17 protein-coding genes are annotated in these 16,498 nt (G+C 38.7%); 9 read left to right on the forward strand and 8 right to left on the reverse strand.

Translation table 11 applies throughout. The features are described 5' to 3' along the window. The 6 genes from B3D98_RS07030 to B3D98_RS07055 all read left to right on the forward strand — a co-directional run. Positions 1-1,327: isochorismate synthase (locus B3D98_RS07030; RefSeq protein WP_288582032.1), on the forward strand; the 1,327-nt coding region annotated here is incomplete at its 5' end. Further along, a complete protein-coding gene (gene menD, locus B3D98_RS07035) occupies positions 1,320-3,035 on the forward strand; it encodes a 2-succinyl-5-enolpyruvyl-6-hydroxy-3-cyclohexene-1-carboxylic-acid synthase (RefSeq protein WP_054549902.1) in 1,716 nt (571 codons plus the stop codon). The genes B3D98_RS07030 and menD, both read left to right, overlap by 8 nt. Continuing rightward, entirely contained in the window at positions 3,032-3,841 is an 810-nt protein-coding gene (gene menH, locus B3D98_RS07040) for a 2-succinyl-6-hydroxy-2,4-cyclohexadiene-1-carboxylate synthase (RefSeq protein ID WP_288582035.1), read from the forward strand. The genes menD and menH overlap by 4 nt, the downstream gene beginning before the upstream one ends. Positions 3,842-3,904: 63 nt before the next feature. Then, entirely contained in the window at positions 3,905-4,723 is an 819-nt protein-coding gene (gene menB, locus B3D98_RS07045; RefSeq protein ID WP_004225917.1) for a 1,4-dihydroxy-2-naphthoyl-CoA synthase, read from the forward strand. Positions 4,724-4,939: 216 nt separating this feature from the next. Beyond that, positions 4,940-6,364 (forward strand): o-succinylbenzoate--CoA ligase, encoded by a 1,425-nt coding sequence (locus B3D98_RS07050; protein ID WP_288582040.1) that lies wholly within the window; start codon positions 4,940-4,942, stop codon positions 6,362-6,364. A 131-nt stretch (positions 6,365-6,495) separates the two neighbouring features. Beyond that, on the forward strand, positions 6,496-7,647 hold the full coding sequence (locus B3D98_RS07055; RefSeq protein ID WP_112116407.1) for a transglutaminase domain-containing protein: 1,152 nt from the start codon (positions 6,496-6,498) through the stop codon (positions 7,645-7,647). A gap of 21 nt (positions 7,648-7,668) precedes the next feature. Here the strand turns inward: B3D98_RS07055 and B3D98_RS07060 are convergent, their stop codons facing one another. The 4 genes from B3D98_RS07060 to ytzI all read right to left on the reverse strand — a co-directional run bounded on the left by B3D98_RS07060 (position 7,669) and on the right by ytzI (position 9,387). Continuing rightward, complete coding sequence (locus B3D98_RS07060) at positions 7,669-8,709, reverse strand: metal ABC transporter solute-binding protein, Zn/Mn family (protein WP_054549905.1); 1,041 nt, start codon at positions 8,707-8,709, stop codon at positions 7,669-7,671. A 110-nt stretch (positions 8,710-8,819) separates the two neighbouring features. After that, positions 8,820-9,053 (reverse strand): membrane protein insertion efficiency factor YidD, encoded by a 234-nt coding sequence (gene yidD / locus B3D98_RS07065; protein ID WP_016992521.1) that lies wholly within the window; start codon positions 9,051-9,053, stop codon positions 8,820-8,822. Further along, on the reverse strand, positions 9,050-9,211 hold the full coding sequence (locus tag B3D98_RS07070; protein WP_004225927.1) for a hypothetical protein: 162 nt from the start codon (positions 9,209-9,211) through the stop codon (positions 9,050-9,052). Before B3D98_RS07070 ends, yidD begins: the two co-directional genes overlap by 4 nt. 29 nt (positions 9,212-9,240) lie before the next feature. Beyond that, entirely contained in the window at positions 9,241-9,387 is a 147-nt protein-coding gene (gene ytzI, locus B3D98_RS07075; protein ID WP_004225932.1) for a YtzI protein, read from the reverse strand. 137 nt (positions 9,388-9,524) lie between these two features. Here ytzI and B3D98_RS07080 point away from each other — a divergent pair, with 137 nt between their 5' ends. Next, entirely contained in the window at positions 9,525-9,842 is a 318-nt protein-coding gene (locus tag B3D98_RS07080) for a hypothetical protein (RefSeq protein WP_009371464.1), read from the forward strand. 46 nt (positions 9,843-9,888) lie between these two features. Here the strand turns inward: B3D98_RS07080 and B3D98_RS07085 are convergent, their stop codons facing one another. From B3D98_RS07085 to B3D98_RS07100, 4 genes are all read right to left on the reverse strand, one after another. Continuing rightward, positions 9,889-10,560 carry an AroM family protein gene (locus B3D98_RS07085; protein ID WP_112116405.1) on the reverse strand — a complete coding sequence of 224 codons (672 nt, stop codon included), beginning with the start codon at positions 10,558-10,560 and terminating at the stop codon, positions 9,889-9,891. A 5-nt stretch (positions 10,561-10,565) separates the two neighbouring features. After that, positions 10,566-11,708 (reverse strand): amidohydrolase, encoded by a 1,143-nt coding sequence (locus tag B3D98_RS07090; protein ID WP_279495823.1) that lies wholly within the window; start codon positions 11,706-11,708, stop codon positions 10,566-10,568. Further along, positions 11,705-12,775 (reverse strand): amidohydrolase family protein, encoded by a 1,071-nt coding sequence (locus B3D98_RS07095; RefSeq protein WP_288582049.1) that lies wholly within the window; start codon positions 12,773-12,775, stop codon positions 11,705-11,707. Before B3D98_RS07095 ends, B3D98_RS07090 begins: the two co-directional genes overlap by 4 nt. 63 nt (positions 12,776-12,838) lie before the next feature. After that, on the reverse strand, positions 12,839-14,440 hold the full coding sequence (locus tag B3D98_RS07100) for an ABC transporter substrate-binding protein (protein ID WP_103118687.1): 1,602 nt from the start codon (positions 14,438-14,440) through the stop codon (positions 12,839-12,841). A gap of 219 nt (positions 14,441-14,659) precedes the next feature. Between B3D98_RS07100 and B3D98_RS07105 the strand changes: the two genes are divergently transcribed. Continuing rightward, positions 14,660-15,622, forward strand: a complete 963-nt coding sequence (locus B3D98_RS07105; protein WP_288582052.1) for an ABC transporter permease — start codon at positions 14,660-14,662, stop codon at positions 15,620-15,622. 2 nt (positions 15,623-15,624) lie between these two features. Beyond that, the gene (locus tag B3D98_RS07110; protein WP_004225950.1) at positions 15,625-16,491 is read left to right on the forward strand and encodes an ABC transporter permease; all 867 of its coding nucleotides are present in this window, start codon (positions 15,625-15,627) and stop codon (positions 16,489-16,491) included. The last annotated feature ends 7 nt before the right edge of the window (positions 16,492-16,498 follow it).

The raw sequence follows: 16,498 nt of genomic DNA on the forward strand, positions 1-16,498 counted from the left end.
TCATTTTTATATGGAAACAATTGAAGTAAGTCGTCTATCTGCACTGGCGTTCTATGCAGCTGGCGAGGAATGTTATAAAGGTGAACGATTTTATTGGCAAAATAGAGAAAAAACAATGACATTAGTTGGGCTAGGACATGCTCATACTATTCAAAACAACGCTAAAGAAAACCGCTTTGATGCAGTTGAAGCGGAATGGAAAAACATAACAAAAAACTGTCCAAAAGGTCAACAAGCGTTACAACCAATTTTGTTTGGCGGTTTTACATTTGATCCTCAAAATAATGTAGACGGGGAATGGACGGATTTCCCAGAGGCTTATTTTGCATTAGCAACGTTTCAACTGGTGATACGCGATGATAAAGCATACGTAAGTATTCACCTTTTGACACAAGACCAACAGGCTGAGGATCAGTTCGAAGCGCTAAGAAAAGAGCGCGATCATTTAATCCATGCAGCTCAGGTTAAAGAAGTGAAAACGTATACAAAACCTGAAATCATAAGTTATTTTGAACCATATAAAGAGCCTTATTTAGCCTCAATCGATCAAGTGACAGCATTAATTAAACAGAAAAAGGCAGATAAAGTGGTCATTGCACGATCACTTGCTTTGCAATTTAAAGAGTATGTATCCGCACCACAAGTACTTTCTCAAATTATTCATGAACAACCAGAAAGCTATTTATTTGGTTTAGAGCATAGACATTTATTATTTTTCGGAGCATCACCTGAACGACTTGTGAAAGTAGAAGATGGTCGAGCATTTTCTTCTTGTGTTGCTGGCTCAATTAAACGAGGTAAGACTGCAGAGGAAGATGAGGCTTTTGGACAAAGTTTATTAAATGACCCTAAAAATGGCGGAGAACATCAGTATGTTGTGGATATGATTGCGGAAACATTCCGTAAAAATTGTGTGGACATGACGGTGCCAGATAGACCACGCTTGTTAAAAATACGAGATATTCAACATCTGTATACGCCTGTTGAAGGTCAGTTAAATCAGGATGCAACAATCTTACAATTGACTAAATCATTACATCCAACACCCGCTTTAGGTGGTGTACCACGCAAAGAAGCATTGGCAGCCATCCGTAAATATGAGCCGATGAATCGGGGACTGTATGCTGCGCCAATAGGCTGGCTAGATGCAGAGGGTAACGGTGAGTTTGCAGTTGCCATACGTTCAGCAGCCTTACTAAATGATAAAGCTTATTTATATGCAGGCGGTGGAATCGTCGCAGATTCAGAACCGCAATCTGAATATGAAGAAACATTAGTAAAATTCCGTCCAATGCTTCGTGCGCTAGGGGGACAATTACATGAGTGAACGAAAAATACTAACAGATTATGTTTATAAAATGGTCGCATCGCTAGTGCAAGCTGGTGTAGAGAATGTTGTCGTTAGTCCAGGCTCACGTTCAACACCGCTTGCTTATGCGGTTGCTTCTACTAAACAAGTAAAAATGTATCGGCAGGTAGACGAGCGCTCAGCAGCATTCTTTGCGCTAGGGCTTGCTAAGGCAACTACTAAGCCTGTGGTTCTTTTATGTACATCTGGTACAGCAGCAGCTAACTATTTTCCTGCGATTGTGGAGGCAAGCTATGCACGTGTACCATTAATCATTATAACAGCTGATCGCCCACATGAATTACGTGAGGTAGGCGCCCCACAGGCTATCAACCAACCCAATTTATATGGTTCACATGTAAAGTGGAGTGTTGATTTTCCGTTAGCAGATGGTGCTGAACCAACATTGCCTTTTATTGAGCGTCATCTTGCTCGTGCGGTAGCCATTGCCACGAGCGCACCTTTTGGACCAGTCCATATTAATGTACCTTTCCGTGAACCACTATTAATTGATTTACAGCAGGAGCTACCAGCAGTGACGTTTAAGCACAGCAGTATGGGACAATTAACCCCAACACGCGTGGATCAACAGGCACTATCCTCTATTATACAATCAACTAAAAGAGGTTTTATGATCATTGGTGAGTTAGCTCTTGGTACAGAATTATCCATAGTTTGGGAATTTGTACGTCAGCTGAAGTGGCCTGTCATTGTTGAAAGTTTATCGAATATGCGTACATCCGTACCAGAGGATTGTTTACCATATATCGTGACAACCTATGATGCCATTATGAAGAGTGATGACTTCAAAGCACTGGTACAACCAGATACAGTAATCCGAATAGGGGCACAACCAGTTTCGAAGTTTATAATGCAATTTATTACAAAGTCACGCCCAAATGCGTATGTGATTATCGATGAAGACCCTATGTTTAGAGATGCTACAGGCGTATCTACGCATTTTATTCATGCGAATGTCGATCAGTGGCTAACAGAATTAGCTATCACTGAAACGGCTATCGAGAAAACATACTTAGCCGAATGGCAAAAAGCAAATCAGCTTGCTTCTATGTTTATTGAACAATACGCAGAGGTAGAAAAAGATGAAGGGGCTATAGTCAGTCGTTTACTCAAAATGATTCCTGACGGTAGTGATATTTTCGTAAGCAGTAGTATGCCAGTACGAGATATTGATACATTTTTATTGGCTACACCGAAAGATCTACGTGTTTTTGCCAATCGAGGAACGAACGGGATTGATGGTGTCGTATCAACAGCAATCGGTTTTAGTCAGGGAAATAATCGAGAAAGTTATTTACTGATTGGTGATTTAGCCTTTTTGCATGATGTGAATGGACTCATTGCTTCCAGATATCAGGAATGTAACTTAACGATTATTGTGATGAATAATGATGGCGGTGGTATTTTTTCCTATTTACCACAGTCAACTGTTGAAGATCACTATGAGGATTTATTTGGCACACCAACAGCCCTTGAATTCCGTGACATTGCACATATGTATGATATGGACTATGTACGTGTCGAAACAATATCGGAGCTTTCTGAGAAATTTTCAACATGTAAAAACCATTCTTTACGATTAGTTGAAATATTTACAGATAGAACCGAGAATGTGAATGCACATCGAGGTTTATGGAATCGAATTAATGCGGAGTTAAAAGTATGACAAAGTGGATGATTCGTGGGCTTGAAACCCATGTCGACATATGGAATGAAAAAGGTGAATATACAGTCGTTGCCTTACATGGATTTACCGGTACCTCAGCAACATGGCATAATCTAGCACAAGCTCTACCTCATGTGCGTGTTATTGCCGTTGATTTAATCGGACATGGTCAAACAGCTATTCCACAGCACGTACAGCGTTTTTCTATGGAGGAGCAATTACAGGATTTAGAAGAACTATTTTGCCAGCTTCATTTAGAGAAATTTACGCTGTTGGGCTATTCAATGGGTGGAAGAATCGCTTTATCCTATGCCATTTCGTATCCAGCTCGTATACATCAGCTCATTTTAGAAAGTGCATCTCCTGGCTTGCGAACAATGGAAGAGCAAAATGAACGTTGTAAGCGAGATGAAGCACTAGCGCAAAAAATAATGACGAATGGTGTACTGTCCTTTGTCAATGCTTGGGAAAGCATACCGCTTTTTGCTTCACAGCAACGTCTACCTAAAACTGTAAGAGAAACTATTCGAGAAGAGCGACTATCACAGAAAGAAGAGGGACTTGCTGGTAGCTTGAGAGGTATCGGGACAGGCGTCCAACCTTCAAATTGGGATAGATTGTCGCAACTAGAAATACCTGTCCTGTTAATTACAGGTTCATTGGATGAGAAATTTTGTAAAATTGCACTAGAAATGAAAGCGCTATTAAATACTGTTAAGCATTTAACAGTAAATGACGCTGGACATGCAATTCATGTGGAAAATCCCGCTGAGTTTGCTACAATAGTAGAGGAGTATTTAACGTAATATACGATTACGTTAGCGCCTCGCTAGAAACGAGACGAATTTAATGATATAGGAGGCAATTCAATGACACGTCAATGGACAACATTACATACTTATGAAGACATTAAGTATGAGTTCTATAACGGTATCGCAAAAATTACGATTAACCGTCCAGAAGTGCGTAATGCATTCCGCCCAAAAACGGTAATGGAAATGATTGACGCATTCTCACGTGCACGCGATGATAAAAATATCGGTGTTATTATTCTAACTGGTGAAGGTGAACATGCTTTCTGCTCAGGCGGAGACCAAAAAGTTCGCGGTCACGGTGGCTACGTAGGAGAAGATGAAATTCCACGTCTAAACGTTCTTGATTTACAACGTTTAATCCGTGTAATTCCAAAACCAGTAGTAGCAATGGTAGCTGGCTACGCAATTGGTGGAGGTCACGTTTTACATGTTGTCTGTGACTTAACAATTGCAGCTGACAATGCTCGCTTTGGACAAACTGGACCAAAAGTGGGTTCATTCGATGCTGGTTATGGCTCAGGCTATCTTGCTCGTATTATTGGTCATAAAAAGGCACGCGAAATTTGGTACCTATGCCGTCAATACGATGCACAACAAGCACTTGATATGGGCTTAGTCAATACAGTTGTGCCTTATGCGCAATTGGAAGATGAGACAGTTCAATGGTGTGAAGAAATGCTTCAAATGTCACCAACTGCACTACGTTTCTTAAAAGCAGCGATGAATGCAGATACAGATGGTTTAGCAGGTCTTCAACAAATGGCTGGAGACGCTACACTTCTTTACTACACAACTGATGAAGCAAAAGAAGGCCGCGATGCATTCAAAGAAAAACGTCAACCAGATTTCGGTCAATTCCCAAGATTCCCTTGATTAGTAAGGGTTTAAAGCTCGTATCTTTTGGAGATACGAGCTTTTTATATGTCTTGAACAGAGTGAAGATAAAAATAGGGGATAGAAGTGGCTAAGAGGTGGATAAAACTCAATAGGTGAAGGATAGAGGTATTCACTAAAAAGCTAGATACTACATGGATAATAGACAAACTAGATGGGAAAGCGTTAAGATGTATGGTGATTGGAGTGACAAAGATGTATCCTAACTGGATTTTACAAAGAGCTTATTTAACACCTTTCCGTAAGGCACTTACTTTTAAAAAGCAAAACTGGACTTTTCAAGAATTGAATGATGAATCGATAAAACGTGCTCGACAATTAGTGACACTCGGTATTCAACAGGGTGATCGAATTGCTATTATGGGGCCAAGTAAGCCTGAGCTTGTGATCATGATGTATGCCTGCATGCATCTGCAATGTGAAATGGTGATGCTTAATCGTAGACTATCACAGGATGAGCTGGCTTATCAGCTAGAGGATTCAGAGGCTGTAGCGGTATTAGTTGCCGATGAGGATGTAGAAAAGCTACCATTTGAAACAACCTATCATTTATTTTCAGCAATTGAAAAGGGTGCAGAGGGTGCAGTAGATATTGGCAAGGAATGGCCTCTTCATCAAACAACAACTATTATGTATACGTCTGGTACAACCGGCTTCCCAAAAGGGGTTCGCCAAACAGTTGGAAATCATCAGGCTAGTGCCACTGCCTCCGTTTTAAATATTGGGCTACAGGCTCAGGACGTTTGGCTATGCGCGGTCCCTTTATTCCATATTAGTGGGTTCTCTATTTTAGTGCGTTCACTGCTATATGGAAATCAAATCTTTTTATATGAGCAATTTGATGTGGAATCTATCGCACAAAATATTATGGATGGGGATGTCACCCATATGTCTGTTGTAGCGGTGACCTTGGAACGAATTCTACATACGCTAGAGCAACGCAATGCGAAAGCGTCATCTTATTTTAAGTTAATGTTAGCTGGAGGTGGACCTGTTCCCGTTGATTATTTAGCGAGAGCACATGCGTTAAATTTAGCTGTCGCACAAACGTATGGGATGACAGAAACCTCCTCACAAACAGCCACATTGGCAAGTGAAGATGCTATGAGGAAAATTGGTTCTGCTGGAAAGCCTTTATTTTTTAATCAAATAATGATTGCTGAGCCAAATGCTAAAGGTGAAGGGGAAATTTGCATACGAGGTCCTCATGTCACACCTGGCTATATTGGACGTTTTGCACAAAAAAATGCAACGAAGGCTGGCTGGCTTCATACAGGTGATATTGGTTATGTGGATGAAGAGGGTTATTTATTCGTCATTGATCGAAGGGCAGATTTAATCATTTCAGGGGGAGAAAATATTTATCCAGCAGAAATAGAAAATGTACTACTCACACACCCAGCTGTCAAAGAGGCGGGTGTATGCGGTATGCCTGATGAACAATGGGGTCAGGTACCTATTGCCTTTATCGTGTTAAATGAGCAGGTATCTGTTGAGCAACTAAAGGCCTTTTGTTTACAGAAACTTGCTAAATATAAAGTGCCTAAAGAAATGATTATTACAGACAGTCTTCCGCGCAATGGTGCGGATAAATTGTTGAGACGGAAATTATTACAATAAAAACTTTGTGAAAGAAGTCTTCTAAAAAGGAAGGCTTCTTTTTTATTTGAACTTTTAGCATGAAATTAATCATTTATTAACATAATAAAAAAAGAGAGGCATAAACTATTTAGTAAAGGAGAATGACTCATATGAGGAAATATATATATAATGTTGTCATTATATTATTTGTTCTACAAATGAGTCATGTGCAAGTATTTGCAAACTATGAAAAAGAAGATGTAGCAACAGCTCATTCAATTGAAACACTACAATCTCTCATTAATAAAGAAGTTATGCATCTATCATCCGAATTCTCGATTCGTTATACTGGTGACTTAGCCGAGATAAAAGATGAACTAACAGAAATTACTAAAAATGCAATTGAAAACTCTTATATTTATACTAATATTTCAAGTTTCCAATGGAAGTACGAAGGTTATAGCAATAATATTGTCATTGCCTTTGCATTTACGTACCATCTATCACAAACAGAGGCGTTATTTGTCGAGCAAACTTTGGAAAATATTATTGCACCTATGCATGGATTAAGTGACATAGAAAAACTACAGGCTGCACATGATTTTATTGTATTGTCCGCGGAATACTCTAAGGAAACAGAAGGAAGTCAATATTCTCCATATACATTATTAACGGAGAATAAGGGCGTCTGTCAGGCATATGCTTTAGTGCTATATCGAATGTTAGAAATGCTGGGTTTTGAGGTACAATATGTACCAGGAAAAGTAGGAGAACAGCTACATGCCTGGGTATTAGTGAAACTTGATCATGCTTGGTATCATATTGATGTGACATGGGATGACCCTTTGCCTGATCGTAAAGGAGAAGTTCGCTATCAATATTTTTTAGTGTCGGATCGCCAATTAGCACAAGATCATACATGGGATTATGCAAGTTTCCCTGCTGCAACAAGCGAAAAATATATAGATTTACAGGAAGAAACAAAAAGACAAAGTTTAGCGTCACCTATACAACATCAATTGAATGAAATTATGGGGTTATCAATCATCGGAGAAAATCGGTTAGCCGTACAACAATTAGTGGAGCAGCCGATGAAGCTTGTTACTCAAAAAACAAATAAACAAGACAATTTAGTTCAGTTTAACTTTACTGAGTGGCCACCTATGCTAGTAGAAAGTAGTATAATGGCTTTTGTTGTCCTTCAGCCAAAAGCTAAGCATGTGACTAAGCAAAAAACAATGAAGTGGCTAGGGTCTTTTTATCGAACGGAAAAACGGATGCCACAAGAAAAATACGTCATAATAAAGGAGGTGTCCCAATAGAGGGGCACCTCCTTACTCATATTATTGAACGCTTAAAGCTTTTTCTAATGTTTGAATATTTTTTTGCATCAATGTGAAATAGGTTTCCTTATTTTTTTCATCATCAGCTGTTAATACGCTTAAATTATGCAAGACAAGAGATTCTGCACCAACTTCTTTTTGAATAATCTCTGCTAATTTGGAAGAGACATTTTGTTCAAATAAAATATAGTGAATGTGCAATTCATTTGCTTTGTCTACAATCTTTGTTAATTCCTTTTGAGATGGCTCATTTTGTGAATTCAAGCCAGCAATCGGCACTTGAGTTAAGCCGTATTGACCAGCAATATAGCCAAATGCAGCATGTGATACAAAGAATGTTTTATTTTGTGCTTTGTCAGTCATTGCTTCGAAATCTTGATCTAAATCCTGTAATTCTTTTACTAATGCATCATAATTTGTGTTAAAAGTTGCCTCCTGAGCTGGCATTTTTTCAACTAGTGTGTTTTTGATAGCCAGTGCTAAGTCTTGACTAATTGTAGGAGATAACCAAACATGCGGATCGATATCGCCATGCTCATGCTCATCATGTCCATGTTCTTCACCTTCATGTTCATGCTCTTCCTCGGTTGTACCGTGCTCATGCTCATCATGAGCGTCTGCTTCATGTTCTTCCTCTTCTGCATGAACATGTCCTGTGCTTACAGCTAATTTTTCATCTGAAACGTCATCAGCAGTTGCCACCATTGTGACATCTTCGTTCGCTAGAGTTTTTTTAGCATTTTCTACAAAGCCTTCAAGTCCTAAGCCAATATAGAAAAAGATATCAGCATCTGCTAATTTCATCATATCTTTTTGAGTTGGCTCGAAGGTGTGTTCATTCGCACCAGCTGGGTAAATTGAAGCTACTTCAACATAATCTCCACCAATGCGCTGTGCAAAATAGCTTAATGGATAAACCGTTGTATAAATACTTAATTTATCTTTTTCCTCAGTCTTTTGGGATGTGGACGATTTGTCTCCACAAGCGGCAGTAAATAAAGCAAGAACTGCGACTAACAATAATACAGATAGTTTTTTCATATAAGTAAGATACCTCTCTTAAATAGTAATCATTACGATTTGTTTTTTTAGAACAGTTATTATGATAACGCACAACTTAAAAAAGTACAAGAAAAAAATGCCCTCCGAAATTAATTCTTTTTCGAAGGCCATTTTTCAGGCACAGGATCAAAGCCACCAGGATGAAATGGATGGCATTTGGATATACGTGTAATGGTTAAGAGGAAGCCTTTGAATGCACCGTGCTTTTGAAAAGCTTCGAGCCCATAAGAAGAACAGGTAGGATGAAAACGACAAGTAGGTGGCGTCATAGGTGAAATAAACTTTCTATAAAACTGGATGAGCCAAATAAAGGGGTATTTCATCGTTGCTCTTCCTTTTGCTGAGACGTATGTTGTTCAGGCTTTGGATCAATTGTTTGTGTAAAAATATTATTTTTTTTCTTCATAATGATAATGACAGAAACACCAAACATTAGCATCATCATCGCAATCATAATGATAATTGGTAAAGGTACGCCCATTTCTTTCACTCCAAATTCAGTAATGGTATTTAATTTTCCTCTTGATGATAGTTTTGCTTCGGTTTTTCATCAACAGTATGTTTAAAGGCATAGGCACGGTTGACACTGATAATTGTCGCAATGGTGATTAAAATAACGATGATAACTGCGACTATTAAGAGCGTAGTTAAACTCATAGTATTCACTCCGTTCTTTATTCATCATACCTATTATAAATTATCTGGTTCTATTAATTGTGAAGGAAGTTTGACATAAAAGCGAATAAAACACCACCTATCACCCCATACTATGGAAAAAGGAGTGAATCGTAAAGATGGATCGTCAGCGCGTATATTTTTCACTTGCCAATAGAACGTATTATACCAACCCATATGCAGGGCCATGGAATTTCGAACTCAATGTAGATCGACAAGCATTAGATGTATTTGAGAGAATCTTTCAGCAAATGCAACTGTTAGAAATTTCGAATGCATGGCGTGCACAGTTACCGTATATACAGTATCACCAAGACAGAGAAAATGATGAAATAGATAAAAGATTAATGAAAATCTATGCACTTGTTCATGAATATGGAGATGATGATACGAAGGCATTCGTTGAGCAGCTTCCTTATTTCAACAAACGTGTCTAGCGAATAGGGGAAAAGGTCACTGAATCAGAAGTGACCTTTTCTTCTATTAACAAATGGCTTTTAAAATTGTAAAAACCGCTTCTCGAGGGACGATGATGGGGATAGTGAGTTGATCTTTAATCATGTTTTTCATTGTTGTGGAATAGCCCATACAATCAAGAATAAGCAAATCGGCTCCTTGCTCTTCTAATTGTTGTGCTTTTGACAATAAATGTTGGTTATCAAAGTGGTATGGGGAGCTTGCTGAAAAAGTTACATCGAACTGTGCTTTTTGCCATTTCTCTGCAACCGTTCGATGTTGTTCGGGTTCGGGGCCTATTAAACCAATGGCTAATTCTGTATGTAAGCCCTTCACTAAATTAGTCATCATACGATCAGGTAGTAAAAGATTTTTATAGGATAATTTATTCGTAAAATCTCCTGTACACATAAGTAGTATCCAAGTGAATTCATGTAGATCATCAATGCAGCTTTGAATATAAGGCATGAGCTTTTGTTTACTGAGCTTTACTTGTCGACCATTGGTAAGAAGTGTCACTAAAACATCTGAGTCCTCAAGAGAAGGCGAAAGTGTAGCAATTTCCTCTGAGGATAGTAAATCAAGTACACCGAATTCATGAACATCTAAACCTGCTTCTCTTAATTGCTGTATATCCTCTGCCATATCTTTACGAGGTGCCTGACCAATTGTTACAACGGCAATTTTCGAATGTTGCATTGCGCTCACTCCGCTTCGTAATATTTTTGTCCATTTACATAAGTTTGTAAAACCTTTGCTTCTGTTTCAAAAATAGGGTGCGACCAAACAACAAAATCAGCATCTTTGCCTTCCTCAAGGCTGCCAATGCGGTGATCAAGCTGTACAAGCTTAGCTGCATTGATCGTAATACTTTTGAGGGCTGTGTCTTTATCTAAACCATAACGAATCGCTTCTGTGGCACAATACTTTAAGTATTGAATTGGTACAAATGGATGATCTGTCATGATAGCAAATGGAATATTATGTTCTTTAAAAACGGCAGCAATTGCTGGTGTAGAATGACGCGTTTCGTATTTAGATGGCGTTAACATATAGGGCCCAAGCGTTGCATGGAATCCACTTTCTTTAACGGCATCCACAATGAGATAGCCTTCTGTGCAGTGCTCTAAATGAAGCTTCACATTAAATTCTTTGGCAATTCTAATTGCTGTCATAATGTCATCTGCTCTATGGCAGTGAAGGCGAAGTGGCATGTCGCCTCGAAGTACTTCAATAAACGGGCGTAACTCAGCATTTTCTTTAATTTGCTCAGTTTGTTGTTGTTCATTGAGTTGACTTGCACGTTGGAAACCATCTCGTAAAAGCTGTGCAATGGCCATACGAGTCATCGGCTTGCGCTTATACTGATTGCCAAAGACGTTTTTCGGATTTTCCCCTAGGGCCCCCTTTAAACCGCTCCGCTCTACTAAAACACGAGAGGAAAGGGTAGGTCCTGCTGTTTTAAGAATGCTCCAAATACCACCTATGACATTGGCACTACCTGGCCCAGTTTGCACAGTGGTTACGCCCCCTTCTAACGCATGTTGAAAGGAAAAGTGTCGGATATCTACACTGTCTAAAGCGTGCATAAGAGGTGTAAAGGGTTCGCTATATTCATTGGCATCATTAATGTCTTCAGTGACTTCAGCCCATGTTCCGACATGTGCATGAATATCAATTAATCCTGGTGTAACATAAGCTCCCTGTAGATCAACTAGCTCTGCTTGTGGGGGAAATTCTTTGGCTGGTCCAATATAGACAATACGCCCATCTTCGATCCATAACTGTTCACAAGTATCGTTCTGCTCATTGACTGTATGAAACTTTGCATGATGATAAATAATCATTGTGTAAACCCTTCTTCCCGTGCATAAACTTTTGTTCCTTTAATATAGGTTGCGACAACCTGGGCATCTAAATTTAATGGATGCTTATCCCAAATAACAAAATCAGCAAGAAGACCATCACGAATAGCACCTGTTTTATGGGCAATCCCTAGAAAATTTGCAGCCCCCGTTGTGAGAGCATATAGCACGTCCTGGCGTGCCATACCTTCTCTTACAGCTAAGCATCCTTCTAATGTTAGATGCGAGGTGCTACTAACAGGATGATCTGTACAAAAAACGAATGGAATACTATGCTTATACAGTTGATGATACAGTTTGGGGGATAGTGCCATCATCTCATTGTGCTCAATATATCGAAATGTAGGACCAGCTATAACCGTATTAAAGGATGTTTCATGAAGGAATGTAATTTCAGTGCCATGGATAATATGAAAATCAAAAATTGACCCAAATTCTTGTTGAAGGCGGCTAATGAATTCAAGATCAACGGCTTTGTGCGCTCGAATAACGATTTTCGTAATGGACGGCTCCTGTTGCTGAATTTGTTGTAATGTTTCTCTTAAAATTTTGGCGATGCCCATACGAGTGAGTGGTTTTTTCTTTTCTGCGAAAAATGTACTTTTTGCCTGATGTCCAATAGAGAAGGAATAAGCCACATCTTTTGAAATAACCATTTCATCAACCGTTGTATGTGTATGGTGAATAATAGCCGTTTTTGCACCTATCAAGCTTTTAGGAGAGGGAACAATATGAGATGCAGTCACCCCATGAGAAACAGCTTTTTGAAAAGCAGTATCAAATGGGTATATGCCATCAACTACAGAGTATTGCAAATGTGAGTCAAATTCATAGCTATCATCACCTTCCCAACGAATCCCTATTTCAGCTAGACCGATTTGTGAGCAGCTATCGATAAAACCTGGTGTAATATAGTAGCCATCTAAATCCAACTCTGTTTCAGGTGAATGAGTAGCGGGTTCAAAGTATTGCCCTTGCACTTGAAAAGATTGCTTATTAAAGCTACGAGTCTCAGAATTAAAAACAAGTCCATTTATATAGCGTGTCATCGGATCAAATCTCTCCTTATGAAGAGAAAAGCGGAGACTGGTATCTCCACTTTTCAAGTTTAATTATTTAGTAATGGATACGTTTGTACCATTTGGATGCACAATTTGTACGGAGTTATCAGCAGAAACCTCAAAGCCCTGTACTTTTTTGTTTACACCTGCAACCGTTTGTGTTGCCTCTAATTCAATACGTGGAACATCCGCTAAAATCAGCTTTAATGCTTCTTGGTATAATTTTGCACGTTCTTCTTGCACTACTGTTTCTGATACGGCGCGTTCTAATAATTTATCCACTTCTGGATTGCTGTAGCCTTTACCATTTCCTAACGCACCAATTTGATTTGTGTGGAATAATTGATAAAGGAAGAAATAAGGATCTGGGTACCAAGTCCAGCCACCAATATTCATTGGCGCATTACCCTTTGCCACAGTATCACTGTAAGTACCCCATTCAAGCACTTTTATTTCCACATCAATATTTAAGTTCTTCTTTAACTGACTTTGGAAAATCGTTGCGTAAGGAACACGTGCTTCTGATACGAAAATCTCTGTCTTGAAGCCATCAGCGTAACCAGCCTCTGCTAGTAATTTTTTTGCTTCTTCTGGATTATATTTTGGTACCATATCAACTAACGATTGATCATATCCCCATGAACCAGGTGGTAATGGTAAATAAGAAACATCGCCGCCACCCCATTGGTTAACGCCAGAAATAATTTCCTCTACATTTGTTGCCATATAAATCGCTTCACGAACGCGTTTGTCAGCAGTTGGACCTACTTTGTTATTAAGATCAAGATAAACAATCGATAGACCTGGATTTGTTAAAAGCTCAAGGTTACTATCTTGGTTGATGATTTCTCGGTTTTGACCTTTAACGTCCATGGCAATATCAATATCACCAGAACGTAATGCATTTGTCATCATATTTTGATCGGAGATAAACTTCATTGTTAAGTTATCAACATTTGGCTTATCGCCCCAGTAATTATCGTGACGAACTAATTTTACTTCTTGGTCTTTTTTCCATTCTGTTAGTTGGAATGGACCTGTACCAACAAAGTGTTCAGAAAAATTATCGCCCCATCCTTCAACTTCTTCTTTTGGAATAATAATATTCCCTGCATCCGTTAGCATAGCAAGTAGGGCAGCATTTGGTGTAGCTAAGTGAATCTCTACTTCATAATCCGATAACACTTTCACTTCTGTTACACCACTTAAACGATTCATAGCAGATTCTTTAGCAGAGCGTTCTAAAGAGTATTTCACATCTTCAGCTGTCATTTCACGGCCATCCTGATACTGACCTTTTTGGAATTTAACACCTTCGCGTAATTTGAATGTGTAGACTAACATATCCTCTGATACATTCCATTCAGTTGCTAACGAAGGGATGATATCAGATAGATCTTTGTTATAAACAACTAACGTATCACCCATTTGGCGCATCACCTGTGATTCATAAACCCCTGTATATTTGATAGGATCAAATGTTTTTGCATTGGCTGACAGACCAATATTTAATGTGCCTCCAGAAGTAGCTTCTCCCTCTTTTTCATCCGTTGAAGTACTTTTCTCAGTGTTTCCACCACAAGCAGCTAAAACACCAATTAGTAAAGTTAAAAAGAGTAGTAGTAAAGACTTTCTTACGTTTAATTTCTTCATATGCACTAGCCTCCTTAGTTTTTGTTTCACAATATGAACCGTTGATTCAAAAATGGTAGGTTCGAGATTAAAATTAGCACACTTGTAAATAGAAAGTAAATATAAAATTACAAAGATTCAGAAAAAAATATATTTACAAACAATTATTAAGTGGTGTACTATGTGGTTATTCACAATATGAACCACTGATTCTAATAATGAAAAGGAGGTCTTGTTAAGATGGGCTCATTTATTTTAAAAAGATTAGTTAACCTCATCCCGACACTGCTAGTAGTAGGAATTATCGTCTTTATTATTACGCGAATGATTCCTGGTGACCCGGCTTCAGTCATGCTTGGACCACAAGCGAGTGTAGCAGATGTAGAGAATTTAAGAGAAGAGCTAGGATTAAATAAATCCATGCCTTCGCAATTTATTTCATATGTAGGAGATCTAGCACAGTTAAATTTAGGATATTCCTATTCTTATAGTGAGTCTGTCATCGGACTTATTCTCGAAAGGTTCCCTAATACAGTGATATTGGCATTGGCAGCGCTGTTAATAGCAGTCGTGATTGGCATCCCAGCAGGAATATTTGCAGCGAGAAAGCAAAATACCATCATTGATTATGTTGTAATGCTTGTGTCATTAGTTGGTGTATCTATGCCAATTTTCTGGTTGGGCATCATGCTTGTCTTATTCTTTAGTGTTAACCTTGGTTGGTTCCCAGCAACTGGGATGGGGAATATCAGCGATGGCCTGTGGACCTATTTGAAGCATTTAATTTTGCCAGCATTTGCTTTAGCAACGATTCCAATGGCGACATTTGCACGGATTACCCGTTCAAGTATGTTAGAGGTTATTTCGCAAGATTATATTAAAACAGCTCGTTCTAAAGGTATTAAAGAATATTTAGTAATTGGTAAACATGCATTTAAGAATGCGCTAACACCGATTTTAACCGTGTTAGGAATGCAAATTTCTAATTTACTGGGCGGAGCGGTTTTAACAGAAACAATTTTTAGTTGGCCTGGGATGGGTCGATTAATTGTAGATGCCATTGATAAACGTGACTTTGTAGTCGTCCAAGGTACTGTTATTTTCATTGCGTTTATCTTTGTGCTTGTTAACTTAGTAGTCGATGTACTTTATAAAGTGGTTAATCCTAAGGTCAATTTAGAATCGGATGGGGGGAAAAAATAACAATGACTCAAGCAATCGTCCAAGAAACGAAAAAAAGAAATACGTTATTGCGCAAGTTGCTAAAAAATAAATTAGCGACAATTGGGTTAATCATTGTCACTTTAATGGGTATTGTTGCTATTTTTGCCCCATTAATTGCTACCCATCCACCGAATGAAATGATTGTCGGTAAATCGTTTTTACCGATGAATACAGAAGGACATTTATTAGGAACAGATAACTATGGCCGTGATCTGTTTAGTCGCTTAGTTTACGGTACACGAATCTCAATGATTGTTGGGATTGCGGCGGTGCTATTTGGTGCTGTGTTTGGCACACTGCTAGGCTTAGTGGCAGGGTATTTTGGTGGACGCATTGATTCCATTATTATGCGCACAATGGATGGTCTTTTCGCATTCCCATTTATATTACTAGCTATTACATTAATGACGGTATTAGGGCAAGGACTTGTCAATGTTATTGTTGCGATTGGTATTGCTAATATTCCAGGTTTCGCACGACTTGTTCGAGGACAGGTGTTAAGTGTAAAAGAGGAAGAATTCGTTGAAGTAACGCATTCTTTAGGTGCTACACATACGAGGATCATTTTTAGCCATATATTACCGAACTGTTTAGCCCCTTTAATTGTCTATGGAACGATGAGTACAGCTGGCGCTATTATTTCAGAAGCTGCCCTTAGCTTTTTAGGATTAGGCGTTCAACCACCGACAGCTTCATGGGGCAGTATTTTAAAAGATGGCAAAGACTTTTTAGTATTAAATCCCCAAATGGCGACATTTTCAGGCATTTGTATTTTATTAACAGTTCTTGGAATTAACCTATTAGGGGATGGATTACGCGATGCATTAGATCCGAAAATGAAAGTTTAATGGAAGG

This window comes from Lysinibacillus sp. UBA5994 (genome assembly GCF_002429725.1).
Classification (GTDB): domain Bacteria; phylum Bacillota; class Bacilli; order Bacillales_A; family Planococcaceae; genus Lysinibacillus; species Lysinibacillus capsici.

Bases quoted from the DNA above. Each gene is read 5' to 3' on its own strand.
- menD (WP_054549902.1), top strand. From the start codon at position 1,320: ATGAGTGAACGAAAAATACTAACAGATTATGTTTATAAAATGGTCGCA.
- menH (WP_288582035.1), top strand. From the start codon at position 3,032: ATGACAAAGTGGATGATTCGTGGGCTTGAAACCCATGTCGACATATGG.
- menB (WP_004225917.1), top strand. From the start codon at position 3,905: ATGACACGTCAATGGACAACATTACATACTTATGAAGACATTAAGTAT.
- B3D98_RS07050 (WP_288582040.1), top strand. From the start codon at position 4,940: ATGTATCCTAACTGGATTTTACAAAGAGCTTATTTAACACCTTTCCGT.
- B3D98_RS07055 (WP_112116407.1), top strand. From the start codon at position 6,496: ATGAGGAAATATATATATAATGTTGTCATTATATTATTTGTTCTACAA.
- B3D98_RS07060 (WP_054549905.1), bottom strand. From the start codon at position 8,709: ATGAAAAAACTATCTGTATTATTGTTAGTCGCAGTTCTTGCTTTATTT.
- yidD (WP_016992521.1), bottom strand. From the start codon at position 9,053: ATGAAATACCCCTTTATTTGGCTCATCCAGTTTTATAGAAAGTTTATT.
- B3D98_RS07070 (WP_004225927.1), bottom strand. From the start codon at position 9,211: ATGGGCGTACCTTTACCAATTATCATTATGATTGCGATGATGATGCTA.
- ytzI (WP_004225932.1), bottom strand. From the start codon at position 9,387: ATGAGTTTAACTACGCTCTTAATAGTCGCAGTTATCATCGTTATTTTA.
- B3D98_RS07080 (WP_009371464.1), top strand. From the start codon at position 9,525: ATGGATCGTCAGCGCGTATATTTTTCACTTGCCAATAGAACGTATTAT.
- B3D98_RS07085 (WP_112116405.1), bottom strand. From the start codon at position 10,560: ATGCAACATTCGAAAATTGCCGTTGTAACAATTGGTCAGGCACCTCGT.
- B3D98_RS07090 (WP_279495823.1), bottom strand. From the start codon at position 11,708: ATGATTATTTATCATCATGCAAAGTTTCATACAGTCAATGAGCAGAAC.
- B3D98_RS07095 (WP_288582049.1), bottom strand. From the start codon at position 12,775: ATGACACGCTATATAAATGGACTTGTTTTTAATTCTGAGACTCGTAGC.
- B3D98_RS07100 (WP_103118687.1), bottom strand. From the start codon at position 14,440: ATGAAGAAATTAAACGTAAGAAAGTCTTTACTACTACTCTTTTTAACT.
- B3D98_RS07105 (WP_288582052.1), top strand. From the start codon at position 14,660: ATGGGCTCATTTATTTTAAAAAGATTAGTTAACCTCATCCCGACACTG.
- B3D98_RS07110 (WP_004225950.1), top strand. From the start codon at position 15,625: ATGACTCAAGCAATCGTCCAAGAAACGAAAAAAAGAAATACGTTATTG.